At 36.5% G+C, this 24789-nt stretch carries 22 protein-coding genes; 8 read left to right on the forward strand and 14 right to left on the reverse strand.

The window, feature by feature from the left end; all coding sequences use genetic code 11:
• Window positions 1-206: 206 nt before the first annotated feature.
• The 4 genes from IE155_RS13905 to IE155_RS13920 all read right to left on the reverse strand — a co-directional run bounded on the left by IE155_RS13905 (window position 207) and on the right by IE155_RS13920 (window position 5047).
• On the reverse strand, window positions 207-3407 hold the full coding sequence (locus IE155_RS13905; RefSeq protein WP_189378855.1) for a DUF3427 domain-containing protein: 3201 nt from the start codon (window positions 3405-3407) through the stop codon (window positions 207-209).
• 23 nt (window positions 3408-3430) lie between these two features.
• A complete protein-coding gene (locus tag IE155_RS13910) occupies window positions 3431-3979 on the reverse strand; it encodes a recombinase family protein (RefSeq protein ID WP_189378856.1) in 549 nt (182 codons plus the stop codon).
• Between the two features lie 236 nt (window positions 3980-4215).
• Window positions 4216-4491: a hypothetical protein gene (locus IE155_RS13915; protein ID WP_189378857.1), complete on the reverse strand. Its 276-nt coding sequence runs from the start codon at window positions 4489-4491 to the stop codon at window positions 4216-4218.
• A 97-nt stretch (window positions 4492-4588) separates the two neighbouring features.
• On the reverse strand, window positions 4589-5047 hold the full coding sequence (locus IE155_RS13920; protein ID WP_189378858.1) for a hypothetical protein: 459 nt from the start codon (window positions 5045-5047) through the stop codon (window positions 4589-4591).
• 529 nt (window positions 5048-5576) lie between these two features.
• On the opposite strand from IE155_RS13920, the gene IE155_RS13925 reads away from it, so the two are divergent.
• The 5 genes from IE155_RS13925 to IE155_RS13945 all read left to right on the forward strand — a co-directional run bounded on the left by IE155_RS13925 (window position 5577) and on the right by IE155_RS13945 (window position 10946).
• The gene (locus IE155_RS13925) at window positions 5577-6899 is read left to right on the forward strand and encodes an ATP-binding protein (RefSeq protein WP_189378859.1); all 1323 of its coding nucleotides are present in this window, start codon (window positions 5577-5579) and stop codon (window positions 6897-6899) included.
• A 378-nt stretch (window positions 6900-7277) separates the two neighbouring features.
• A complete protein-coding gene (locus tag IE155_RS13930; RefSeq protein WP_189378860.1) occupies window positions 7278-7856 on the forward strand; it encodes a DNA-binding protein in 579 nt (192 codons plus the stop codon).
• 58 nt (window positions 7857-7914) lie between these two features.
• Window positions 7915-8163: a hypothetical protein gene (locus IE155_RS13935; protein ID WP_189378861.1), complete on the forward strand. Its 249-nt coding sequence runs from the start codon at window positions 7915-7917 to the stop codon at window positions 8161-8163.
• Between the two features lie 384 nt (window positions 8164-8547).
• Window positions 8548-10197, forward strand: a complete 1650-nt coding sequence (locus IE155_RS13940; protein WP_189378862.1) for a formylglycine-generating enzyme family protein — start codon at window positions 8548-8550, stop codon at window positions 10195-10197.
• Between the two features lie 35 nt (window positions 10198-10232).
• The gene (locus IE155_RS13945; protein WP_189378863.1) at window positions 10233-10946 is read left to right on the forward strand and encodes a hypothetical protein; all 714 of its coding nucleotides are present in this window, start codon (window positions 10233-10235) and stop codon (window positions 10944-10946) included.
• A gap of 569 nt (window positions 10947-11515) precedes the next feature.
• Here the strand turns inward: IE155_RS13945 and IE155_RS13950 are convergent.
• The 6 genes from IE155_RS13950 to IE155_RS13975 form a co-directional block, all read right to left on the reverse strand.
• Window positions 11516-11944, reverse strand: coding sequence for a hypothetical protein (locus tag IE155_RS13950; RefSeq protein ID WP_189378864.1), 429 nt, complete (start codon window positions 11942-11944; stop codon window positions 11516-11518).
• Window positions 11945-12099: 155 nt separating this feature from the next.
• A complete protein-coding gene (locus tag IE155_RS13955; RefSeq protein WP_189378865.1) occupies window positions 12100-13371 on the reverse strand; it encodes a tyrosine-type recombinase/integrase in 1272 nt (423 codons plus the stop codon).
• A gap of 191 nt (window positions 13372-13562) precedes the next feature.
• Entirely contained in the window at window positions 13563-14426 is an 864-nt protein-coding gene (locus IE155_RS13960; RefSeq protein ID WP_189378866.1) for a YicC/YloC family endoribonuclease, read from the reverse strand.
• A 74-nt stretch (window positions 14427-14500) separates the two neighbouring features.
• Window positions 14501-16213: a GMC family oxidoreductase gene (locus IE155_RS13965; RefSeq protein WP_189378867.1), complete on the reverse strand. Its 1713-nt coding sequence runs from the start codon at window positions 16211-16213 to the stop codon at window positions 14501-14503.
• Entirely contained in the window at window positions 16210-16920 is a 711-nt protein-coding gene (locus IE155_RS13970; RefSeq protein WP_189378868.1) for a gluconate 2-dehydrogenase subunit 3 family protein, read from the reverse strand. Before IE155_RS13970 ends, IE155_RS13965 begins: the two co-directional genes overlap by 4 nt.
• A complete protein-coding gene (locus IE155_RS13975; RefSeq protein WP_189378869.1) occupies window positions 16917-17444 on the reverse strand; it encodes a thioredoxin family protein in 528 nt (175 codons plus the stop codon). Before IE155_RS13975 ends, IE155_RS13970 begins: the two co-directional genes overlap by 4 nt.
• 142 nt (window positions 17445-17586) lie before the next feature.
• On the opposite strand from IE155_RS13975, the gene rph reads away from it, so the two are divergent.
• The gene (rph, locus tag IE155_RS13980) at window positions 17587-18300 is read left to right on the forward strand and encodes a ribonuclease PH (protein WP_189378870.1); all 714 of its coding nucleotides are present in this window, start codon (window positions 17587-17589) and stop codon (window positions 18298-18300) included.
• A gap of 9 nt (window positions 18301-18309) precedes the next feature.
• The gene (pyrE, locus tag IE155_RS13985; protein ID WP_189378871.1) at window positions 18310-18951 is read left to right on the forward strand and encodes an orotate phosphoribosyltransferase; all 642 of its coding nucleotides are present in this window, start codon (window positions 18310-18312) and stop codon (window positions 18949-18951) included.
• Between the two features lie 61 nt (window positions 18952-19012).
• On the opposite strand, the gene IE155_RS13990 is transcribed toward pyrE, so the two are convergent.
• From IE155_RS13990 to bioH, 3 genes are all read right to left on the reverse strand, one after another.
• Window positions 19013-19987 carry a putative metalloprotease CJM1_0395 family protein gene (locus IE155_RS13990; protein WP_189378872.1) on the reverse strand — a complete coding sequence of 325 codons (975 nt, stop codon included), beginning with the start codon at window positions 19985-19987 and terminating at the stop codon, window positions 19013-19015.
• Between the two features lie 6 nt (window positions 19988-19993).
• Window positions 19994-20290: a hypothetical protein gene (locus IE155_RS13995; protein ID WP_189378873.1), complete on the reverse strand. Its 297-nt coding sequence runs from the start codon at window positions 20288-20290 to the stop codon at window positions 19994-19996.
• A 131-nt stretch (window positions 20291-20421) separates the two neighbouring features.
• The gene (bioH, locus tag IE155_RS14000) at window positions 20422-21210 is read right to left on the reverse strand and encodes a pimeloyl-ACP methyl ester esterase BioH (protein WP_189378874.1); all 789 of its coding nucleotides are present in this window, start codon (window positions 21208-21210) and stop codon (window positions 20422-20424) included.
• A gap of 53 nt (window positions 21211-21263) precedes the next feature.
• On the opposite strand from bioH, the gene IE155_RS14005 reads away from it, so the two are divergent.
• Window positions 21264-22073: a ComF family protein gene (locus IE155_RS14005; RefSeq protein WP_189378875.1), complete on the forward strand. Its 810-nt coding sequence runs from the start codon at window positions 21264-21266 to the stop codon at window positions 22071-22073.
• 27 nt (window positions 22074-22100) lie between these two features.
• On the opposite strand, the gene IE155_RS14010 is transcribed toward IE155_RS14005, so the two are convergent.
• Entirely contained in the window at window positions 22101-24647 is a 2547-nt protein-coding gene (locus tag IE155_RS14010; protein ID WP_189378876.1) for a M14 family zinc carboxypeptidase, read from the reverse strand.
• Between the last annotated feature and the right edge of the window lie 142 nt (window positions 24648-24789).

The raw sequence follows: 24789 nt of genomic DNA on the forward strand, positions 1-24789 counted from the left end.
TCTTGTCATTTTGTCACCTAAATTATCTATGAGGCGATCATATCAGCCTCTAATTAAGTGGCCAAATTCGTTATACCACTACACTTTTTTAAGTAGGAATAAAAGTGCCAAAAATATCTTACAAGGAAATCCTATGGATTTTCATTTATTTGATAAGAGAGTAGATCAAGATACTGGGAAATATTCTTAAGTTAAGTTTATGTTTCCTACCCAACAGCCAACTTAGCAGTCTCATGCCACATATAAGCTGGCATGGAATGTTTAAGCTTCCATGTAATATTCATCGGTTGTGAACCTTCATACTTTACAAAATCAACAGGTCCGAAATTAACGAATCCCATCGTTTTTCCGTATTCGTCTTTAGCCTGTTCTCTAACAAATAAAATAAACGTTCTCTTACTCTGCTTTTGTTGAATGTAGCTCAGTCCTTTACCTGATGTTGGCTTCGAACTGTTCTGCGTTTGCCAGTGAAATAATGTTGGGCTGATAGCATAGTCGTGATACATAGTTGTTGCAGAAAACTGTTTTTCACATTTATCAAGAGTCACAAATAGCAGCTCTGTATTTGCGTCTGCAATGTTTAAAATACCTTCGCGACTTGAAGATTTTCTATCAATTGAAGTGTCACCAAATGCAACCAAAATGTGTTCTTTAGGATATCTAACGTGCATTTTAAGAGGGGAGCTATCAACAATCTCATTTTCCACTGTTGGCATTGAAAACTCTTGTGTTTCAAGACGCTCTATTAGCAGTTTAATGACTTCACTTAATTCATTTTTAAGAAGTGTGATGTTTAACGCCTCGATACTAGACGATATCGAACCAAACCCTGCTTGATTAGCTGTTTTATCCCAAAAGTCATAATGACACATAACAGCAAATAGGTCTTTGTGCCTTGCAGGCACGGATTCGATATCGACTAGGTTAGTTAGGGAAAAGTTAGCCTCGCATAGGGCTTTAACAAACCTTAAATATGAAATAGATGTATTGCCTAGGATTCGATTATTGATTGCTCGGTAATAAGCTACGTATATGGGAGACTCAGCTTCATTTATATCATCCTGATTGCTTGCAGCAATTAGAGCGTTCCATCCTCCAAACTTGCCAACTTTTATTTTATAAATATCTTCTAAAGTAATGTCCGGATAGATATGTAAGAAGTTTGTCAGAGTAAGCGGTAAATCTGTAACGTGAGGATAGTTAGAGATAAGGTTAAGCAACTTGTTTTTATTTAATGTTGCTTGAGATATGTTCCTCAAGATCATTTGCTGAGTTTTCTCTTGTAACTCAATACGGCAGCCAAGAGGAAGGTGAGGAAAACCTTGTTTCACCTCTTTTGAAATAGCTTGGTTAGTTTTGCCAACTAACGCCCTAAATTTATGTGAAAAATCATATTCAGGTCTTGAGTTGCCAACAAAATCTAAAATGGTGCAGCATTCTTTGTTTTCGATTAACCGGAGACCTCGACCTAATTGTTGCAAGAATATAGTTAAACTTTCTGTTGGTCTTAAAAATAGTAGGGTATCTAGTTCAGGAATATCGACACCTTCATTAAAAATATCCACTACAAATAGGACATTAATTTCTCTCGATTTTAAGCGTTGCTGCTGAATATCACGGTCCCTAGAATTGTCGCTAGTAAGCACTCCACAGGGGATATTGCTCAAAATAAACTTCTTAGCCATATAATTCGCATGCTCTTTGCTCACACAGAATGCTAGCGCTCGCATTTGAGAAATGTCAGTAATAATTTCATTGAGGCTTTGAATAATTCTAACTACCCGTTGATCATTCAACGTATACAAGTTAGTAAGCTCAGCAACATCATATCGACCTTTTGACCATGAAATTTTCGTAAGATCTGTTTCATCATCAATTGCAAAATACTGAAATGGAGATAAATGGCGTTGATTAATTGCTTCTGGCAACCGAATTTCCGCGGCAATAACATTGCAGAAGTCTTTGAGGATATCAGCACCATCATGGCGTTCAGGTGTTGCTGTTAAGCCAATTAGTATTGTTGGCTCAAAGTACTCTAGAATTGGACGATAGCTATTAGCTGTAACATGGTGAACTTCATCAATAACAATATAGTCAAAGTAATCGTTAGTTAAGCTCAAGCTAGAAAGTTGATTATTAAAACTCTGGATCGAAGCAAATAGGAGATTAAACTTTTCAGGCTTGTGTTTACCTACCAATAGTTCCCCAAATTGACTGTTTTTAAGAACTCCGCGATATGCGCTTCTGGCTTGCTTAAGAATTTCTTCTCTATGGGCTAAAAATAAAAATTTAGCTTCAGGGTTTTTATTGTAAAACCTTGCAAAGTCAAAAGCTGAAATGATTGTTTTCCCAGTTCCTGTTGCCGCGACGACAAGATTCCTATACCTTCCATGCAGCTCTCTTTCGACCTTTAATTTCTCTAAGATATTTTTTTGATGGGAGTGCGGTTTAATATCAAAATAAAAGCTAGGCATATTACCATCAAACGAACCTCTGGCAGTTTGTAGGGCGATATTAAGCCTTTCCTTGCTTTGTGCTTTGCCATCAAATTGTTCGAAATCTGACGATTCCCAGTAAGTTTCAAAGGTGCTGAGAGATTTCTCAATAATATGAGGGATTTCTTTAGAAGTTATTTTTAAGTTCCATTCTAAGCCGCTGGTTAAGGCCGAGTGAGATAAATTCGATGATCCAATATAACCAGTGTGAAAGCTGGTATCACGCATAAACAGATATGACTTAGCGTGTAGTCGTTCTCTATTTGTATTGTAACTGAGTTTTACTTCTGTATTAGGTAGTGATGCTAAAAACTCTACGGCCTTAGCATCAGTGGCCCCCATATAGGATGTGGTGATAACTTTAAGTTGCTTACCACTGCGAGTAAATTCCTCAAGCTCCTTCTTAAAAATCCTAATTCCAGCCCACTTTATAAATGAAACTAACCAATAAATTTTGTCCGACGACTGAATTTCTCTTTTAATCTCAGTTTCGAGCGAAATACCAACGTTACTACCACAAAATAATTCACTTTGAGTTAGTCCAGTCAGGGGCATTATTGATTCAATATATTTAGGAAGATCAGAAGCAACAGGATTTTGCTTGTCTAGAAGTGCTGTAAGTATCTTGCCTTGGGTATCAATTAAATTTTCGGTGATGATTTCTCTATCACCAATATTGTCGCTTAACCATTCAATGACCTTATTGGCTAAGTTTATTTGCTCAATAATTCTATTCTCACCGTTAGGCACCGAATCCATAGCTATTTCGATAATTCTAGTTAGAAATCGAGACAACCAAGACGCAGCTTCTCCATTTTCTAATGAACGCTCACCAACATAAAAAGTTTCACGATCTAACTTTTGCTCAACCAATTGGGTGATTAGTTGTTCATATATGCCAGCCTGATTCATAAAGATCCTTTTATGTTGTAATTTTATTTATTCAGCGCTTTATTTAATGTTGGTCTACTTACACCAAAGTGACGAGCTACTTCTGCTTTCGTCATTTCTGGATCGAGTAACATAGCATTAGCTTTCTTTATATCATTTGGAGACATTTTTGCTTTTCGACCGCCTTTTCTCCCCCGCGCTCGCGCGGCATCAAGTCCAGCCTTGGTTCTTTCCGAAATAAGCCGTCTTTCAAACTGTGCAATAGAGCCTATCATATGGAATGCTAATTCACCCACGGCAGTGGTGGTGTCAATATTCTCGTTTAATGAAATGAACTGCACTCCTTGTTGTTTGAAACCATCCAATAGTTCTATGAGGTCTTTTAAACTTCTGCCCAAGCGGTCTAAACGCTGAACGATGACAATATCACCTTCTCTTAATGTATCTATCATACGCTCAAGTTCTGGGCGTTTTTTTGACTTACCGCTATAACTTTCACGATAAACTCTTTCACAACCTGCCTCTGCTAATGCATCTAGCTGTGAATCTTGAGATTGATCGTCAGTACTTACCCGCGCATAACCTATCTTCATAAAATAAAGGTACCTTTTATTTACATAGAAAACTTTACGAGTTTATTTACGTCTATGCAAGTTGTTTTATGATTAATTTGGTAATTGATTGGTGTGTAAAATAAATGGTCGTTTTATTTACATTCTAGTGAACCAAAAGATTGGTGGTTTATGGGTTAATTAAGTTGAGGCTGTGCGCTTTGAGTTAAACGCTTATCCATTATTTTTACTCCAGCCCAAACTTTTTTTATTTTAGGTTAGAATTTATCGAGAGTTTCTACACTTATAGCATCAAAGCTTTCAGGTACATCTTCACCGGGTATCATATCTGCGGTGTAATATTCATTATCATAAAAACCAGTAAAAAGCGTTTCAATAATAACGTTATCTTTCGAGCCTTCGAAGAACACAATAGACTTATTAGTTACAAAGTACCCCCCGCGCGGCGGTCGGCCAAGGCCTTCTTTTTCGTCTCTATATCGAGCGATTTTTTCAATAATTTCGGGTGTAAATGCAGCCGTATTAGTAGACATATTTATTACCTTTTTGTTTGTTATGTGTTGACTGACCAACTCCATATAGTGGTTACTGTTATTTATTATTTCAGTCAACGGTTCTTATTTATTTCTATTACGGAATTTGGATACCACGTTTAGCGCACTCTTTAATAAGACATTCATCGGATAAATCCGGTAGAAATTTTATAAGCGGATTGAATTCTTCAATATCTGTTAATAATTCGATATCAAACTGATCTGGTTTGTTCTCAAATTCAGTGACTAATCTTGCATATAAGCCATTTACTCGAAATTTTGCTCCGCTTTCCACAACCGAAGTCCAATTTGCATTGGATCCACCAGATGTAATATCTCCATCCAATAAAGCAATACCATCACCTGTAGAAGCCCCCGTATCTCGACCATGTGCTCTAGCAAAGATCCGTCCAGCTATGCTAACGGGCCTCTTTCGCACTTCAACTGTACGTTTAAACGTAATTACAACGTCAACTTTTTCAGCCGAAACATCATCACATGCACCAAAATAGTGTATTAGTTTTGCTCTGATTAGATCTTCAAACTCAGTTTGCATAACCCATCCTTCAAGCTGATAAGAATATTCCGCTTTCCCAATTCTTTTTAGTGCAGCATTGACCTTGGGCATATAAGGAATTTGAACTAATAAATTGTGTTCTAAATGTGAGATTTTTAGCATGTTTTTTACCTCTTTATGAAAAACTAAATATATTAAACACTCTGTAACCTATTGTTACAATTAGATTTCTTAAATATTCTTAATTTTTTTAATTATTATTATATTTTTTAGTAACTTATTTTTGAGGACTCCAAAAATGTACAAAATCAGCTTTTCATGAAAAATTTGAGATTCATATTCTGTTAATTACAGTAAGATATTTATGTAATAGAACAATGGTGAACGAAACAATGAAAATTGTTCCGTTCTATCTATAAGTTCAATCCTTATTTATTCTATATACAACACAAATATGTGCATAAAAGTGTGAATTTACATCATTTTTATGCGCATAAAAATGTAAAAATACAACTTTTAATGCGCATAAAAATGTAATATATTTAAAAGAATATTTTTTGGGGGTCTTATGAGACGTTTATTACTAGCAGATTTATTGAAGTGGAAAGAACAAAAACAGAGAAAGCCTCTGCTAATTGATGGTGCTCGACAAACAGGAAAAACATATCTCTTGCAAAAGTTATTTGGCCAAAGCTTCAATAATGTTTTGCGTATAGATTTTTTGGAATCTCCAGAAGTGGCCGAAGCATTCACTGGGTCATTATCACCTGATGATGTACTTAACAATATTGAACTACTAACAGGGAGAGTATTTGACCCGCAAACAGATCTACTAATATTAGATGAAATCGGTGAATGCCCAAAAGCGGTAACCTCATTAAAATATTTTGCTGAAAAAGCTCCTAATATGTATGTCGCTGCTAGTGGATCCAATATTGGTTTATTGGATACTTTTCCTGTAGGTAAAGTAGAGCAGCACAATTTGCGTCCTTTAACATTTCGAGAGTTTTTAATCGCTGCAAATGAACCAGCCGTTCTAAAAGCTTATGAAGAACAAGTCAATTCTGCTCCTGCTCATACAAAGCTTTTCGACAAACTAACTGATTATTATTTTATTGGAGGTATGCCAGAAGCTGTAAGTACTTGGTTTTCTCTTGCAGATAAAAGTATTTTAGAACGAATTGAAGCTGTATCAAAAGTTCAGGCCGATCTAACTTCTGGTTATTTACGAGACTTTGGGAAATATTCAGGAAAAGTAGATGCGGGTTTAATCGAATCAATTTTTAAAGCAGTTCCTTCACAACTATCGTTGGTTATAGATGATTCAGTGAAACGATTTAAGTTTAAGAATGTACATGAACGTAAGTCTCGTTATCAAGAACTTGAGAGCGGTATCACTTGGCTTGAAAAATGTCGTTTAGTGCTAAAAAATTATCCCACAGAAGGCAATCCTCGCAGCCCGCTTGGAGCTTATAAGAAAGATAATTTAGTTAAACTATTTCTACTAGACGTAGGCTTATTGAATCACATACTGGGAGTTAATTACAAAGAAATAAAGCAACAAGGCTATGAATACAAAGGCTATGTAGCAGAAAACTTTGTCCAGCAGGAGATTGTTGCTACTGGCATTGACCCCACCTTCTCATGGAATGATGCAAGAGCAGAGGTTGAATTCATTATTTCAAATCAAGAGGGTAATATTATCCCGATAGAAGTGAAAAGCGGTAAGCGAACTAGAGCTAGATCATTAGAGTCCTACATAAACAAATGCGCCCCTTTGAAAACAATTAAATTAACGGGGACACAAGGTTCACCAAAAACAGAGCTAAAGAATCTAGTTTTTCCTTTGTATTATTGCGAATATGCAATCCGTGAGCATATTCTGAAATGAATATATGCTGGATGTTAACAGCCTTAAGCTGAGAATACCTAAATTTGCTCGTTAGAATTGATTCTTCCTAGTTATTGATAAAAAAAACTTTGTTTGTTTGTTTGTTTGTTTGTTTGTTTGTTTGTTTGTTTGTTTGTTTGTTTGTTTGTTTGTTTGTTTGTTTGTTTGTTTGTTTGTAAGCAGTATAATTTTTAAAATTAATTTCATAAGAAAATTTATTAATTTATCAACACGTTTATTAACTTTCGCCGCTTTTACCTAATTTTTATTAAATTTCTAACATAGCTTCACAACTTTATATCCGTATTATTGCTTTTATTAACGACTGACTAGTCGTTTTTATCAAACGTACTAAAATATTAGAAAAGTGAGGTATATATGGCAAAAGCTAAAGTAACAGATGAGCAGATCATTCAAGTAGGATCTGAACTACAGAAAGCAGATAAAAATGTAACGGGTCATGCATTATGCAAGGTTTTGGGAGGAAGACCTGATCGATTAATCGAAGTTTGGGAAAAACATTTACTAGAAAGTAATAGTGATGAAAACAGTCTACAATATATTCAATTATCAGCAGGGCTTGAAGAACTATTTCAATCAATGTCTAACGATATTTTAAAAAGCATTAAGTCGGTTTTAGCTACGTGCGAACAGAATATTCTCACACAAGCTGATAAACATGTTGAGAATGAAAAAGTTGCTTGCGCTGAACGCGTTTCAGCTTTAAGAGAACAACTTAACGACGCTAATGATATTATCAATCAGAACCAAGATCAGATAGATTCATTGCTTAAAGAAAACCAGATCATTAATAATAAATATCAAAAAACAATTGAACTGGAAAAATCAGTCGTTGAGTTATCAACAAAATTAGAGGGCTACACAACGGCGATTAAAGATAAAGAGCGCATTATCACAGAGCAAGCGGCTAGGATTGAATCAATTAACGCAGCTTAACTTGAGTACTTCTTCTGAGTTATTGATTCACATACAATTTATATGAAGGATATAAATTTTGAAGTTGACCAATAATTATTTTATTGAAAAATATCCAAAGCTATTTAATGGAAGTTCCACATTCTATTTTTACAAAGAAAATGAAATATTAAATGTGGAACAACAACTTAATGAGTTAGAAAAGGTTTGCAATCAAATATCTACTATTTGTCCCAATGAAAACCTTTTAATAGATTTTGCTACTTATAAATTTCAGAACATTCAAATCAGCTTTGTGGATGAGCCTAAAAATCACATCGTTATCTAGGGCGTGTTGTGTTGAAAATCTGGATATAAAACTCCGCTATAAAATATTCTATAGAGAATAGTTCCCTAAAGATCGCTTTGCCATATATTAAACGTGTACTTTGAGCGAAAATCTCCTTTAATAGTAACACAAAAATACTTGTTGAATGATTAAGGGCGTGAAACAGATTTTAGAATACCTTTAACTAAAATTCATTTTATTGTTGACAAGTTAGCTAAGAAACAAAGATACTAATAATAGGTTCGCTTAACCTGTGTTGGATTTCTACTTCATTCAAACAAAGAGCAATTCCCACTGATAATTCAGGGCTACTGACTTTATATTCTTGATTGCCAAGGAAGTAGGACGTTATTGCGTCTGGCGAAAATATAATGGAATACCCCTGTGAATAACACAAAAAAAACTGCATTTACCGCTAAATCGTCTTTTATTGTTTTTAAAGACAGCCATTTTGCTGAATTAACAGACTTATCTGTTGATGCTATCAAAAAAACAGCTAAAGAAGTTGTGGCTAAGTCGGAGCAACACAAGTCACCTGTTCGAACCCCTATCAAGCAGAGTTCAGCACTCAACTGGATAGCAAACTCGCTAGGAATCAAAGGTGGTTTTGCTGATTATCAACAATGGTACGATAACGAATTAACTCCTTTCCTCAAGAACAATGGATTAATCAATCGAAAAGATTTATTCAGTTTTAGACGCAAAGCGTATTGCGTCCCACTGAAAACATTGACTCGGCAAAAGCTGTCGGAGCGAATATTTTTTGGCGGAAAACCTCCGGTTCACAAGGTATTTACTGGTTATAATTTTCCATTTGATACAACATTCGACGATGGTCACTTTCTCGTCAATGGCACATATAACGTTCAAAGTATTCAAAAGCTAGGAATTAAAAGAAGAGGGCCTACTCTTCCTAATTTAATTGAAGAAGACATCAAAATTATCAAAGATATAGGTTCAAAAGTTCTTACTGACTTACCTAGAGGGTTTGGTAACCGCACAGTGAAAGATGTCGTTACTGGTAAATACCTCATGGATTTAGACTTATGCTTTAATCTCATAGGAGATAACGGCGAATTCGACTTCATATATAAAAACATGCGAGATGATCCTTTTATATTCAATTTTCATAATGGTTCATTGAAATTAACTGATCTCCCGACTTCTGTTCCTGACTATAAGTTTGCACAGTGGTATTACTTTGAGTACCAAGGCCAAAGAGATTTAGATAGCCATCAAGCAGAACAGTTACACTATGAAAGTGGTGGAACAACTAAAGATTACCCTGTTGATTTTAATCATCTATTAGCTGATTTTTACGAAGTAAATGAACTGTATTCATCCAAAATTATTGGAGAAAATGTTCCGTTTAATAAACTTGATGGCTTCAACCCTGTGGAGGGGACAAACTTATTAGTATCTGATTTAATCTCCATTTCTGAATTCCGCAATTTTCTTGACCTGAACAGGAATTATCAGAACTATCGAAAAGAAACTTTTGAAGGAGAACATGAATTAAAGAAACGATCTGGCGTAGATATAAATAATCTAGATAGCGACACCTCCCTGCCTGCCGCTTGCACATATTATGATGCTCTCGCATATGCTTGCTGGAAATCCAAACAAACGAAAGCACCCATAAGGCTGCTGACTCAAGAAGAATATATTTGCATTCGGAAGCAAGGTAACCTGCTTGATTGGCCTTTTGATAGCGAAAAGCATCTTTCTTTGGGGATTAAGAAGCCGATGCCAGTTGATATGGATGTTGAGAACCTGCAAAACCTCCCCATGTTTAATATGGTTAAATTTCCTAAAAACGTTCCGTGGGTTGAAATCAATGGTGGAACTCGCTTCATCTTACTTAACTACTTTGCAGAATGGGCACTTGAGGGAACCTGTGTTCGAAGTGGAAGCTGTACAAGTTTCTATGGCGATGACATTTATCGAGATACAAACAGAGCTACGACAGGCGCTTATAAAAATACAAAAATAGGTTTTCGTCTTTGTTACGAAGTTAACACATTAAACCAATAGTTTTGTGGTGTTAACTAAACAAAGGAGAAAGCGAAATGACTTACGTGAACGAAAGTTTGGCTAAGGGTTTAGCCAATAGAGTAATTAGATCTACATATCAATCTATTTCTAATAGAGAACCACTCATACTTAGTGGCTCTCAACGACGGATTTGTAAAAGTATTCACAGGTACTGTAATAAGTATGCCAATGCAGTAATTATTGATGAACGCTACACAAATTCGAATAAATGGCAGCTCGTTTGGGGAGAGTGGACATTAATATCAAACAAAGGGATACCCTTTTTCAAACAAGGTGACATCAAAGACTACGATAAAATTGGCTTTGATCTAACTATCAACACACGAAATAGCACCGTATTTAAAGTATTTTACGTTGTTTTGTCCAAGCACGCGCTGCAAAGGTTAATAATGAGAGCTAAGCAACCAATCAAAAACTCTCATGATATATCGGATTTTTTAAATCGGTTAACAAAAAAATTGCTATTTGCTTCCTTAGAGTTGGGTATACAAAGCGAGACGTCAGATAGTAAAAATGAAGGCTATGTAAACTTTGAAGGTAAATTTTTACCTTTATCATATCAATCAGGAATTAATGTTCTAGGCCAGAAAGTGGGGTATAGCACGATAAAAACTCTGATGCCGGAGCATTTTGATGGAGCAAAAAGTTGGATTGATAAAAATAATCCCTTAGCTCATAAAGACAGTTTTTTGATTATGAGTCCATGTTTTATTTTTAGTAGAAAATAGTATTTAACTGCTAGATAAGATCGCTAAACCGAAGACATCTAGCAGTTACTATAATAAAAAACTATCCTTTCAATATCATCTTTTGGCGTAAAGCTGATATTGAATATCAGGCAAACTCTTTGAAAATACAAATTGCCGCATTAGAGGAGTCCAATTTGGACACCTCATGGATTTGAACATCTCTTGACTAAAAAAAGAACAAAAATAAGATACTAATTTATTTTTCATAAGCCAAACAAAAGTATTTTATTTATCAAAAACGTTAACATGTTCAGAGTAAACACTCAAAAAATAATTCGCTATAGAGCAGTGCGAATAGGGCTTTCCACTTCAAATCACTTTAAATTCATGTTATAACTATTATAACGATTATGACCATTATAAAGTTATATAACCAATATAAGGTGAAAATCGAGAAATCTTCCTATTTTTCAAAAAAAGCTCTAAATAACCACATTCAAAAACGTGTCAAATTTGGCAATTCGTGTGTCAAGCTTGCCAATCTTTATGTCAAATTTGCCAATTTTGTTGTCAAAAGTTCGCACTCGGTGAGTGCGAACGCTTTTTAATTAAGTAATTGAATTAGTGCTAACTTGATGCAGATTTTTTATCGATAAAGCGAGTGCGACACAGCGATCAGCAGCATATTTTGTGTTCAATTGTTGAAGCTTAGTGTTATTAATAACTTCTTGTGCAAAATCCACTTCTCCACTCTTCTCTAGTAATGAAGTAATATCTGAGATACCAACCGTTATGCCATCTGAAAATTCATCAAAACTTAACGCTTTAAAATATGCAACTGATTCTCCAGCATCAAGTGAGTAAATGAAATTATATCCCCAAACAAGTCGGCAAAAATGTTGCACAACAACTTCAGGTGACACTCCTGTGTAAGTTAAGTATTGTAAGTTGTATTGATTAGATTCGCTTAATTTATATCCGTTCAGATACCATGCGTCTTGCGGTATTATATTCCATTGATAAGCAACTCCGTTCACGAGTAGGCCAATAGAAGTTGGGTATTCATTCGTGTCATCAGATAAAAAACTAACGACAGGTGGAAAAATCTAAGTTCTGGATAAATCATATTATCTCTCTTTAAAAGCATCCCCTGAGCAAGCTCAGGAGTAGTCTATATCGGATTAGGCTGAGATTAATCTTTTAAATCAGTAAGTAATGGTGAGTATTGAACCAATGGCATGATAAGTTCAGCCAATTGATTGAGTGCATCTTTACGCTCTGGGAAAAAAGCGTAGCAGTCATAGGTTTTCTCAACGCCTTTGAGACTGTGATTCATGCACTTTTCTGCAACATCTTTTCGTACACCTAATTTTGATAGCAATGTGCGAAAAGTGCGGCGTAAGTCATGGACAGTAAAATGGTCAACTCCAGCTTCACCAAGATGATTTGGCTCTGCTTTGCGATTTCCATATGCATTACCAAATAACGTAGCGATAGCATTGTTTAAAGTATCTGGGGATACGTGAGGTAGAGCGCTTTTCTTACGTCTAGGGAATAAATAATCAGAGTGCCCTGCGAGCACCTTAAGATCATACATTAACGGCATGACTAGATCAGGAATAGGAAGAACCAATGCAGCCTCTGTTTTAGTGTTGTCTTCTATTAAGCGAAATGTCTGTCGTTTGAAATCAATCTGCGACCACTTCGCTGACATCAATTCCATTTTGCGCATACCCAGTGCAAGTAAAAGCACTAACGCAATATAAGAAGCGGTAGGAATTTTTAGCGGATGCGCTCTGAAAACAGCAAATACTTGCTCAATTTCATTCTCTTCTAAATAGCGTTGACGCTTACGCTCTGCCCCACCTGCATCTTCGGATTGTGAAAATTCTGCGGCTATATTACTAAGTACTGCCCCGTATTTCGTTGCTAAACGAAAGACTCGCTTAATAAACAGGAGCACTTGATTAGCAACTGCTGGGCGACCGGATTTAACGGCTGTTAGCAGCACATGGTCTATATCGTAGCTGTGAATTCTATCAATTCGAATGTTGCCGATATGCGTTTTTATCTCATTTTTATAGATACGCTCATAAATATCTGCTGACTTTATTTTGCTACGCTTATTCTCGATAAACTTGTTTGCCCAATCATCAAACGTAATCAGTTTTGGTCTTTTTTGTCGTTCAATGTCTAGCTTAGGGTCAATGCCATCGTTTATCTTCATTCGAAAATCAATAGCTAACTTGATTGCTTCTTCTACATCAAGTAACTCCTGATGTCCCTTACCGTATGAACCAATTTTGAACTGCCGACGCTTTCCATAAAGCTGATAGCGAAAGATCCACGAGGCTACACCGGGTTCTTTAATATCAATATATAAACTTGGGTAGACTGTCTCAAATAAAGGTGCACCATTCTCGACTAATGTGGCAACTCGATTTTTAGTTTGTAGGATGGTCATATTCATTCCTCATTTTACTCATCAAGTGGTGAGTAAATGAGGAGGCGGGGGTCCAAAAGTCACCACTTTGGTCACCACTTGGACTCTAAATTAGCTTATTTTTTTACCTATCTCAGTTAAAAAACAGCCAATAACCCGTAAAAAAATAGGCTAAACAGCCTATTTTTACGTATAATTGGCTAGTAAAGTGTTTATTCTATGTTCTGGATCTGCTCACGCATTTGCTCAATTAGCACCTTTAACTCTACGGCTGAATTAGTGATATCTGCATTAATGGATTTTGAACCTAGGGTGTTGGCTTCACGATTAAATTCTTGCATCATGAAGTCTAAACGACGACCTTGTGCGCCGCCTTTGTTCAGAATGCTTCTGGTTTCTTTTACATGGCTGTATAAACGGTCAATTTCTTCGTCTACATCCATTTTTTGCGCTAACAATACAAGTTCTTGCTCAACTCGTGTAGATTCTAGCTCAATCTTGGCATCAGTAAATTTGTCGATTATACGATTACGTTGCCATTGAATCACTTCAGGCATAAAGGCTTTTACTTTTTCCGCTTCTGCGGTAATGCCATCTAAGCGCTGTTCTATTAACAGTTTCATGTTCTCGCCTTCACTTGCTCTGGCAGCAATGAAGTCGGTAAGGGCTTGATCAAAACCAGCTAACACTTCTGTTTGGATGATGCTCATGTCAGCTTCTTCAGCTTCCATAACGCCAGGCCAACGCATTATCTCAACAGGATTCAGTTGACTATTCAGTGTTTGCTCGTTAATCCAGCCAGCATGTTCAATAAGTTGCAAGGCGAGATCTTTATTTATTGATAAGTTTGTTTTAGCAGAAGCATTGGCATTGAAACGTAAGTTGCACTCAACTTTACCTCGATTTAAGGCTTTTCTAAAACGCTCGCGTAATACAGGTTCAATACTTCTAAATTGTTCAGGTAAGCGAAAATATGTTTCTAAAAACCGTTGATTGACACTACGAATTTCCCAAACTGCGTTACCCCAGTCACCTTTCACTTCTACGCGCGAAAAAGCGGTCATACTATGGATCATAATCTTTCCTATTTTACTCTATAAAGTTTGTTTTATAAGAATGAACGAAAGAATTATGCCTTAGCTAAAGGAATTTAGCTAACGAGGTTTTGCTGCCAATGCTTAACAATATGATCTGCAACACGAAAAGCATTGGCATAAATGGTAAAGGTATAAGGGACGCTTCCGCCTGTTGGCATAAATGAGCCATCAGTAACATATAAGTTACTTACTTCATGAGAACGACAGTTTTTATCAAGCACAGATGTTTTCGGATCAACACCAAATCGACATCCTCCAGCCATTAAATTTGTTGGAGGATAACTACTTACAGATATACTAATATTTTTAGCGCCCATTTGTTCAAGTAGCTTTTCACCTTTTTTCGCTAAGTATTCGCCGACCAGTAAATCATGCTCATGTGAGCCAATGCGTACTTTGGCTACAGGATCTCCCCATTTATCCGTAATATTTTCGTCTAAGCTAACAAAGCAGTCGTCGGTTGGTAGCCAATCGTTAAATACTTCAAAACGTAATGTTTTGTATGACGTAAACTCTTTATGTAATGCAGTTTGTAGTTGCTCACCCCAAATAAGTTCACCATTACTATCTCTTTCAGTTCCGTTAGCACGTGCAATTGGGTTTTGATAGAAGAGAAAGTCGATAGTACCGCCTTTGGCTTTTCCTTGCTTATTGACACCATCAAACTCTTTATCATCAATTTGATACCAATCTTGTAAGGCTCTATTAATAAAAGGCCCTACCTGCTTAAGTTCAGCTTGTTTTGTTTCCGAGAGTTCTTCGTAGATAAAATCGCCCCGCCCGGTTCCGCCAGCGCTAAATACTAAATTTTTTCCTACCTGACCATTATTATTAGCCAAACCATTAGGATACTGTTTACTTTTTGATGCTAGTAACAGTCTTGATGTTTCAATTGCCTGACAAGCGACTACATATAAACTGGCATTTACAGTTTTTTTATGTCCGAATTGATTGTAATAATGTACAGCACTTATATCACCGCTAGCGTTACTTGCTAAGTGATACACTTTTGCATTAGGAATAATGGTTAAGTTTCCTGTCGCAACAGCGTGATTTAATAAAGCGGCTCTACCACTACCTTTTGCTCCTGTTGAGCACCCATAACTAGAACAATATCCTGAATATTCACAACTGTTACGACCCATATCAGGGCGCGACAAAACCGCTCTTGGTACAGGAATACTATGATAGCCAATAATTTTTGCCGCTTGATCTATCCATGTCGAAACAGCATGCTCAGCAAGAGGGGGATAAGGAAAATCACTTGAACGAGGCTCTTGATGCGGATGCTTCACCACTTTGCCCGATACGCCAACTACTCGCTCAACACGTGCATAATAAGGTTCTAAGTCTTGATAAGTGATAGGCCAATCTTCAACATTTGCACCCGGTATTTCACCAAACTCCGTTTTTAATCTAAAGTCTATTGGTTTTAATCGATGGAAATAGCCACTCATAAAATTAGATGAACCACCCACTACATTACCGTTCCAGAAGCTCCACCCAGATTCACTTGTTGGCTCGCCTTGCCAAAAGCTTTCTCCGCTTTCAGTTTCATATTGTTCTTCAATTACATGCTGCTCATCATTTAAGCTAGGGTTGTATGCATCACGTAAACTAATAGCAAGTTCATCTTTAAAGAATTCTTTTTCCGTTAACCATGGGCCTTTTTCTAAAATCAGAACTTTAGCCCCTGCCTTTGCTAATGTATAAGCTACAGGTGAAGCCCCTGCACCACTCCCTACAATACAAATGTCATATTTCATGCTTTAGATCTTCTTTTTACGCTTAGCTTTTTAGCTAATAAATCATGTGAGGGGGTTATTGTGCGACTAGTTTTACTATCTACTTGATTATGAACAGATATTTGGCTCCGCTTAGGAAGTTCGAAATAGCGCTCTCCCGCCTTAGGCAACGGGAAACCGGCTTGATGTTCAAGCCACTTCCAACCGACACCATCAGGATTTCCACCATACGAAGGTGGCGATAACATTGCTTCATATATATTAATTATCAACATTGCTATCCAATTATCACCCGCTGATGAACGGCTAATATCGCGTAAAACGGTTTCTTTTTCTGTATTACTTAACGATATAAAAGGTAAGGTAGTTTTCTTTTGACTATAACCATTAAGCCAACCAACACCTTTGTATATAAATTCTATTTCATCGGTGGCAGTAGGTTGTTGGTGGACTAATTGATAAAGATAATAAGTTGCTCGTATATCTTTTGCACTGATCCCTTTATTCGAAGCAGGTAAGAGATGATTAAGCACTGCATCTAATGTCAACCATGGCTCTATATTTAGTGTCGATTCAATATCTTTTTTTTGAGCAAATGACAACTGACTATACGGAATAACAGCTAAAGCACTTGAGCCAGCCGCTGATTTTAATAATTGTCGACGTGATAGTTTATCTTTCAACCATTGAGGAGTTTTGTAGTTAGAGTCGAAAAAAGTTTGTTTCATGAGGATGTATTCAGCTTCTGTAAATTTTCACTATTTTTATCTAAGCGCCATTGCTCAAGGAAAGACAGCCATGCTGTTCTTGAATAATTATCACCTTCTAATAACTCTGCTGTATCTTTAGATAACATCATTTTGCCTGTATCAGTTGAAATATACATATGAGGATAGCCTAAAACAGGTGGCAATGATTTCATAAATTTTTCATTTTCGTTTGTATCACTCACATTAATTTTTAGTAGCACAAAGTTACGATGTAAACCCTGATATATATCAGGGTTCTTTTCTAAAAATGCATCCATTTTATGACACCATGAACACCAATTACCGCCTATTTCAATCAATATATTACGCTTGGTTGCCTGAGCTAACGCTATTGCAGCTGTTGCATCTTTAAAAGGATCCCGCTTTTCATCATATACTTTACTGTATTCGGGCAAAGCAACTTTTAACTGCTCAATATTACGACTATATGTCTGGAATGATAGACATACCGAGGAGATTAAAAAGATCAAAAGTACTTTCATTTGTTATCTCTATTATTAGACTATTTAATATGACCCTGTATCTCAGTACTATATTTCAAATTAGTTACCCCGTCATTATGTCAAAATGTTACTCAAGCGATTATAATACGCAACAATTAAATAAATTTTAGGGAACCATATCATGCGTCCAAGCGGCAGAACTCTCGGTCAAATTCGTCCAGTTACTATCACTCGTCAATATACTGCTCATGCAGAAGGCTCTGTATTAATCGAATTTGGGGACACTAAAGTTATATGTACTGCATCGGTTGAAGAAGGCGTTCCTCGTTTTTTAAAAGGCCAAGGTAAAGGTTGGGTAACGGCTGAATATGGCATGTTACCAAGATCAACACATACGCGTATGCGCCGCGAAGCTGCTAATGGCAAACAAAGTGGCCGTACACTTGAAATTTCTCGCTTAATTGCACGTGCTTTGCGTGCCGCAGTAGATTTAGTGGCGTTAGGTGAAAATACCATTACGATCGATTGTGATGTCATTCAAGCCGATGGCGGCACTCGAACAGCATCAATTACAGGTGCTTGTGTCGCTCTAGTTGACGCACTTAATTACATGCGCGCTAAAGATATTATCAAAACAAACCCACTTAAACATATGATCGCGGCGGTATCAGTTGGTATTTATCAAGGTGAACCTATTGCCGACTTAGATTACCCTGAAGACTCAGCTGCTGAAACTGATATGAATGTTGTAATGACAGAAACCGGTAAATTAATCGAAGTTCAAGGTACTGCTGAAGAAGAGCCTTTTAGCTTTGACGAAATGCAAGCAATGATGGCGCTAGCTAAAAATGGCATTAATGAATTATTTGATGCACAAAAATCAGCTCTAAGTTAGGAATCAATAATGAAAGCTTATCAAAAAGAATTTATTGAATTTGCCTTAGCAAAAAAAGTGCTTAAATTTGGCGAATTTACACTAAAGTCAGGTAGAACAAGTCCGTATTTTTTTAACGCGGGATTATTTAATACCGGTGGCGACTTAGCTCGTTTAGGCCGATTTTACGCGGCAGCACTTGCCGATTCAGGTATTGAATTTGATTTACTTTTTGGCCCTGCCTATAAAGGCATTCCTATTGCGACGACAACTGCTGTAGCACTTGCAGACCATCACAATACCGACATACCTTATTGTTTTAACCGAAAAGAAGCCAAAACTCATGGTGAAGGTGGTAGCTTAGTTGGCTCGCCACTAGCAGGCAAAGTTATGCTAGTTGATGATGTGATCACCGCAGGCACAGCCATTCGAGAGTCGATGGAAATCATTCAAGCCAATAAAGCACAGTTAAGTGGTGTATTAATTGCCTTAGACCGTCAAGAAAAAGGCAAAGGTGAACTTTCAGCAATTCAAGAAGTTGAACGTGATTTCGGCACAAAAGTTATTTCAATTGTAACCTTAACTGATTTAATTCATTATTTAGAAACACAACCTGAGATGACAGAAAGTCTTGCTACCATAAAACAATATCAAGCAGATTACGGTATTTAATAATACTCAGTGATTATAGAAAAAGGAGCATCAGCTCCTTTTTTCTAATTCATATTAAATCTTAAGCGGTTAACTCGAAGCGAGAAACTGGCGGTTTTTCGTATGCTTGATTAATATTTGCGTAGAAATGTTCAATTCGATGGGCCCGTTGATCGACTTCGAGATCACGAGAAGGTGCTATTGCATCCTGAGCATTTAGCGTTTGATTAACAAAAGCATCAAAATCTTGAGATTTTTGGCTAGTTGTTTTTTCATCATCACTAGAAAGTACATCACTATTATTTATAACATTATTAGTTTCCCTCGCTTGGCTAGGGTCTTCTAGTTGTAATGCTAATAGCTCTGACTGTGCTTGTGCGATTAACTGTGCTGCTTGATTAGCAACTCGTGTATCTTGAACAGATGGGTTAGCTGGAGCAAGTGCGGCAGAATATACTTTCTGCATTTTAGCAATGGTTGCTCTAGGGTTACCTTCAACTGTTGACAAATCAACAGAAACTTCACCCTCAACCGCATAGCGTTTACCGTCTGGACCAACTTCAAAAGTGTAAGAAGGCGCTCCTGTTGTTGCCCCTCCTGCTGCTGCATGAGCCTGTTCGTGTGAGCGTACTTCTAAATCTCTTCGTTTTAATTCAGTGACTTCTTGTTGTTCAGCAAAATCGAGTCCTTTTTTATCTATTTCACTACTTTCTGAATTTTCTTCCCCACTTTCATTGCTTGCTTGTGTGCTTTTTGAATCTGAATCTTGTTCAGCGTTTTGCTGTTCTTCTTGGTGTGGCGATTGTTCATCAGAAATAGTTTTATTTTCTAATTCGGACTGTTTTTGTAATTGGGCAAAATTAATTGCTTCATTTTGTTGTCCTGGAGTACGAGCCCTGTCTTTATCGGAAGATACTCCCTTTTCTCCAGCAGATTGGCTTGCCGCAGCAGGTTGAGCAATCACTTCTCTTTGATTGTTTTCACGACGCAGAGCATCAGTCTGTGGGTTAACCACAGTTGCTAAAGGTAATGTGATATTTTGCGGCGTAATATTCATGGGAGGCTAGACAGTTACGTCAAGTAGTGTCCCCAATGTTTCATCTGCTGTTTTTACTACATTCGCGGAAGCTTTAGCCTGAAACTCGGCAACCTTAAGGTCAACTATATTTTGGTTTATATCTGGTAGATCATTTGTTTGAGTGGTTGGAGACAAATCACTTTCAACACTTTCTTCATTTGCAATGTAAGCTTGATCATTAAAATTAGCCGCTTGAGCTATATTAGATGCAGCTTGGGTCGCCTGCTCTTGCGCATTCTGAAAGCCCTGTAGACCCGAATTAAAAGCTGATTGAATTTCCATGGGTTCTCCTCAATATCTAAGTAAACGTTTATTAATTATTAACAAATGTTTACATTACAACGGATATCATCTCGGTATTTACTTGGCTAATTATTAACCAAAAAAGATAAAAAGTAAAGCTTAATGGTCGTCTAAGCCGCACCGTAATTTTCTTTTAACCAGAGTTTAAGCTCATCAAGAAAAGCATCGGGATCAGAAATAAACGGTGCATGAGACGCTCGTTCAAACATAACCTCTTCACTTTTTGGAGCTAATGTTGAAATTAATGGCACAACTTTTTTTGGTACTAAGCCATCAAGTTTTCCATACATACGTAAAAAAGGTACTGAAATTTCTTTTAACTGATGCCGTAAATCAACCTTCTCAAGTATAAGTAATGAATCTGTTAATGTTTGCTGTGTCGGTAAATTATACTGCATTACTAAATCGCGAATATGCTTGATATCATCACGAACACTAACACTACCCATCGCTTGAATTTTTAAGAAATTATCAATTGTTTTTCTAGTGTCTGTAGATAATTGACGATGAAATAGCGATAGGACTTTACGGTCAATCCCTGCCCATGAATCTTCTGCAACAAAATAAGGGGAACTAGCGACAGTTACTAATCCTAGTACTTTCTCAGGGCATGATAAAGCAATATGAGTAGCTATCAATCCCCCCAATGACCAACCTAAATAAATCGCCGGTTGGTTAATCGTATTAACAATAAGTTCAGAAACATTAGCTAAAGAATACGGCTCAACTGTTCGTTCAAAATTATCTCCAAAGCCCGGCAAGCTAATACTGATAACTCTTACTTCTGATTGTAATTGTTCAGCTAAAGGTTGCCAAATAGCGGAATTTAATCCCCAACCGTGAAGAAGAACAATAGGAATACCTTGTCCTACACTGGAAAATTTCAATAACTCTGTCATGCTTATTAACACAAGTTTAAAAAGATGCTCAGTCTACCCAAAGGCAATGAAAAATGGAATTTTTAGCCTCACTTTTAAAACATGGTGTTAATGTTGAATATTGTCGAATTTTAGTAAAAAATTTTTATCATAAGTGTGTCAAAAATACCCATTTAATATTTCACCTTTTCAAGCAGCATACGGCACGATGTGACCTTTGTAATAATTTAAGTAATGGTGAATTACTTTGCCAAACTTGCCAGCAAGATATCCCACACTTTCGCTTACCTCAAGGCGCTAATAATTTATTGTTATGGCCCGCTATAGATAAAATATTCCCTAAAAGAAAGTTCGATCGGCTTTTATGTTACGCCCCCTATGTATGGCCCTATGATGTGTGGTTAAAACAGTTTAAATATAATGCTCGCTTTGAAATAGCTCCCCTTTTAGCCCAATTATTAACAGCATCATGGCAAGAACACCTTAAACACTTTTCTAATAGTCAATGGTTAGAGGAACATTGCCTTATAACTTCAGTCCCTATTCATTTCAGTAAGTGGAAAACAAGAGGGTTTAACCAAGCCCATCTTATTGCTAAAAAGTTTGCAAAAGTCAATAAATTACCCTATCAGCCTAATTTACTTTCTCGTATTAAAAAAGGAGATAGTCAAGTTGGACAATCAGGTGCTTTTAGGCGTAAAAACTTAAGTAATGCCTTTGAAATCAATAAAGTTTTACTTAATAACGCTAAATATATTATTGTAATTGATGATGTTATTACGACTGGTACCACTGTTAATGAGATAAGTAAAATACTGAAAAATCATGGGGTAGAACAAGTGTTGGTAATGACTATAGCTCTGTCATTACCAACAAAAAATTAGCTTAGTTTATAATGTACGACTTTTTATCTATTTAGCATTCGCGCTAAACGCCTTAGCAAAAAATAAACTATTCGCTATTATTTTGGCACTACCAAACCAATACCCTCTAAACATTAAAAGATCAGAGGTGGCTATAACGCGCCCTTTACCTAAGTTATGAGCTATTATTGCACTACTATTGCTAATTTGATTAACCAAATTAGGGTCAGTATAGCCGCTTAATAATGGTGTCTTATTGTACTTAGCTACCGTAACAAAAGGGCTTTTTGCCGCTTCCATTATTATTGTGCTATTACGAAAAAGAGGTAAGCTACTGTCAGCATAGCCATAAGTAAGTGGATGACTTTGATCTAACTCACTTTCAAAAATAGCACCCGCAATACGCTTTTTAGCCGAAAGTTTTTCTTTATCTTGATAAGTTAAGTTGTCCGTTACAAATAAACTATCAATTTTATCTTTAGAGATAAAAGAAGCTTTTAAAATTTCTTTCTCCGATAACCATTGGCTAGCACGTTTTTGTGCGAAAATAACACCCCCTTGCTTAATCCAAGTTTCAAGTTTTTTACTAACACTGCTATCGAAGGCTTTATAATTACCATCAACCATTAAGATATGGCTATAAACACTTAAATCTATTGAATTAAGTCTATTTTTCTCAACTACACTAACAGGAATGTTAAGCAAATTATCAAGGTAATATAACAACTCTGCCGCTTCATATTGTGACGTTGGTTTGCCTCCAACCAATAACACTTTAACTGGATTCACAACACTAAAAGAATTACTACCAATATCTATTCCTTTGATAGTTAACCCCGTGCCTAAAGAATATACTGGAATATCGTATTCAGAGATAACTTTGTTGACCTTACTAAGCCATTGTTCTTCTTGTTGAATACCTGCTGGAATTACAATACTACCAGCAGAAAATGAGCGTGTGTTTCCAGAAATTTCGCTGCTAAATGCTTGAGTCGCAACCTTGGTTTTTATCCCTTCTTCTAAGAGCGCATTCAACATTTTGGGTGCATAAAAATCATGCCATTCAAATACGTAACTATAACTTTCTGATAAAGGTGCTGTTGTCTGTTTAACGGGCATATCCCACGTATTTTCAGATAAACTTAAGCCACGTGTGCTATCCACCTGAAAAAAATCGATATTCATGGCTAATGGCATAGTCCAACCGGACACATCATAAAAAGTGTTATCTTTAAAGTTAGTGCCTTGATTAAATAATGCTTGAATAACATGGTATTGGTTTTGGGCTAAAGGCACATAATAACTATATGCTTTACTATAAACATTTCCTTCAAAGCGAAAGTCTTCCTTTAACGGGTAAACATCAATTTGATGCATTTTTAATTTATTTAAAAATGTCGTTAATCGAGCTTTATCAAAGCGCTCACTGATTAGATAACCGTTAAAATCTGCTTTTTTAATGAGTTTAGGAATGTTGTCATAGAATGTTTTACGATAATCTTTAAATTTTTGTTTATTTTCCCAAGCACCTTTTATGGTTGAAAGCGATGTAAGTACATGATTTTTAATGCCATATTCAAATGTTAATAGTCCATTAATGCTATCTTGCTGAAACCCTCGGCTACTCGCTTGCTCAAATAAAATACCTACACCACCATGAATATCAGGGTAAGTAGAACCTTTACCATAATAAAAGTCATCAAAACTTTCTTGGCTATAATATAAACGATTCTCTTTATCTAACGCACTTGCATGAAATGTTGCGATTAATTGCGTTAATTCCGTTCCTTTTTTAGGTGTTAATGGATGTGTACGTGAAGGAATACCCGGTTGAAAAAAGTAACTACTATTTGCCCCCATTTCGTGAAAATCACCGAGTACATGAGGTTGGTACTGATGGAAAAACGGTAAACGATTACGACTTTCTTTTTGCGCAAGTAATAACCAGTCTCGATTTAAATCAAATCCAAAATGATTGGTGCGCCCTGTGCGCCAATCTTGATGATGTTCAATATGATTTGGATCTGAATTGGGTGCTATACCTCTATGTGTATTTACCCAACTGACAAATCTGTCCATACCATCAGGGTTTAGGCTGGGCTCCATTACAATCACAGTATCTTCTAACATTTTCTGAACTTCAGAGTTAGTACTAGCTGCTAAATGATAAGCGACAACCATAGCAGCATTTGCACCACTAATTTCATCCCCATGAACGCTATAACCCAACCATACAACTAATGGGTCACCCTGACGTTGTTGACCCACTTTACGATTTAATAGCTGTGGCAATTTGGCTAAATTTTCAGGTGAGGAGAATGTTAATAATATTTGCTTTCTATATTCTGTGGTCAATCCAATATTTGTTAATTTAACACGCTCAGATTGATTCGCTAATGTTGATAAATAACTAACAAGTTGATCATGGCGAGCATGACGTTCACCAATACCAAAACCCAATATTTCTTCCGGCTTTAAAATATTGGCCATATAGTTTTGCTCACTAGGCAGATACTTTTCAACTTTTGCGGCACTAACTTGGGCAGTCAAGAATGCCAAGATGAGGGTGAACAATGGATAAAAATGTAATTTCATGATTAAATTCCTCAATAACTTCCCCTTAAAATATCAAAGTCTTATGAGTGCTTCCAGTTTATTAGATCTTTTCTATCTCGTTTTTATCTATGGTAGGGAGTTTAATCACTTGAGTCTCGGTAATACGAGGAGTAAAATGGTA

Source organism: Thalassotalea profundi, from assembly GCF_014653195.1.
GTDB classification, from domain to species: domain Bacteria; phylum Pseudomonadota; class Gammaproteobacteria; order Enterobacterales; family Alteromonadaceae; genus Thalassotalea_B; species Thalassotalea_B profundi.

Excerpts from the sequence above, each read along its gene's own strand:
- IE155_RS13925 (WP_189378859.1), top strand. The coding sequence starts at position 5,577 with ATGAGACGTTTATTACTAGCAGATTTATTGAAGTGGAAAGAACAAAAA.
- IE155_RS13910 (WP_189378856.1), bottom strand. The coding sequence starts at position 3,979 with ATGAAGATAGGTTATGCGCGGGTAAGTACTGACGATCAATCTCAAGAT.
- IE155_RS13975 (WP_189378869.1), bottom strand. The coding sequence starts at position 17,444 with ATGAAAGTACTTTTGATCTTTTTAATCTCCTCGGTATGTCTATCATTC.
- IE155_RS13945 (WP_189378863.1), top strand. The coding sequence starts at position 10,233 with ATGACTTACGTGAACGAAAGTTTGGCTAAGGGTTTAGCCAATAGAGTA.
- IE155_RS13920 (WP_189378858.1), bottom strand. The coding sequence starts at position 5,047 with ATGCAAACTGAGTTTGAAGATCTAATCAGAGCAAAACTAATACACTAT.
- rph (WP_189378870.1), top strand. The coding sequence starts at position 17,587 with ATGCGTCCAAGCGGCAGAACTCTCGGTCAAATTCGTCCAGTTACTATC.
- IE155_RS13965 (WP_189378867.1), bottom strand. The coding sequence starts at position 16,213 with ATGAAATATGACATTTGTATTGTAGGGAGTGGTGCAGGGGCTTCACCT.
- IE155_RS14005 (WP_189378875.1), top strand. The coding sequence starts at position 21,264 with ATGGAATTTTTAGCCTCACTTTTAAAACATGGTGTTAATGTTGAATAT.
- IE155_RS13930 (WP_189378860.1), top strand. The coding sequence starts at position 7,278 with ATGGCAAAAGCTAAAGTAACAGATGAGCAGATCATTCAAGTAGGATCT.
- IE155_RS13955 (WP_189378865.1), bottom strand. The coding sequence starts at position 13,371 with ATGACCATCCTACAAACTAAAAATCGAGTTGCCACATTAGTCGAGAAT.
- IE155_RS13960 (WP_189378866.1), bottom strand. The coding sequence starts at position 14,426 with ATGATCCATAGTATGACCGCTTTTTCGCGCGTAGAAGTGAAAGGTGAC.
- IE155_RS13970 (WP_189378868.1), bottom strand. The coding sequence starts at position 16,920 with ATGAAACAAACTTTTTTCGACTCTAACTACAAAACTCCTCAATGGTTG.
- bioH (WP_189378874.1), bottom strand. The coding sequence starts at position 21,210 with ATGACAGAGTTATTGAAATTTTCCAGTGTAGGACAAGGTATTCCTATT.
- IE155_RS13915 (WP_189378857.1), bottom strand. The coding sequence starts at position 4,491 with ATGTCTACTAATACGGCTGCATTTACACCCGAAATTATTGAAAAAATC.
- IE155_RS13905 (WP_189378855.1), bottom strand. The coding sequence starts at position 3,407 with ATGAATCAGGCTGGCATATATGAACAACTAATCACCCAATTGGTTGAG.
- pyrE (WP_189378871.1), top strand. The coding sequence starts at position 18,310 with ATGAAAGCTTATCAAAAAGAATTTATTGAATTTGCCTTAGCAAAAAAA.
- IE155_RS13990 (WP_189378872.1), bottom strand. The coding sequence starts at position 19,987 with ATGAATATTACGCCGCAAAATATCACATTACCTTTAGCAACTGTGGTT.
- IE155_RS13995 (WP_189378873.1), bottom strand. The coding sequence starts at position 20,290 with ATGGAAATTCAATCAGCTTTTAATTCGGGTCTACAGGGCTTTCAGAAT.
- IE155_RS14010 (WP_189378876.1), bottom strand. The coding sequence starts at position 24,647 with ATGAAATTACATTTTTATCCATTGTTCACCCTCATCTTGGCATTCTTG.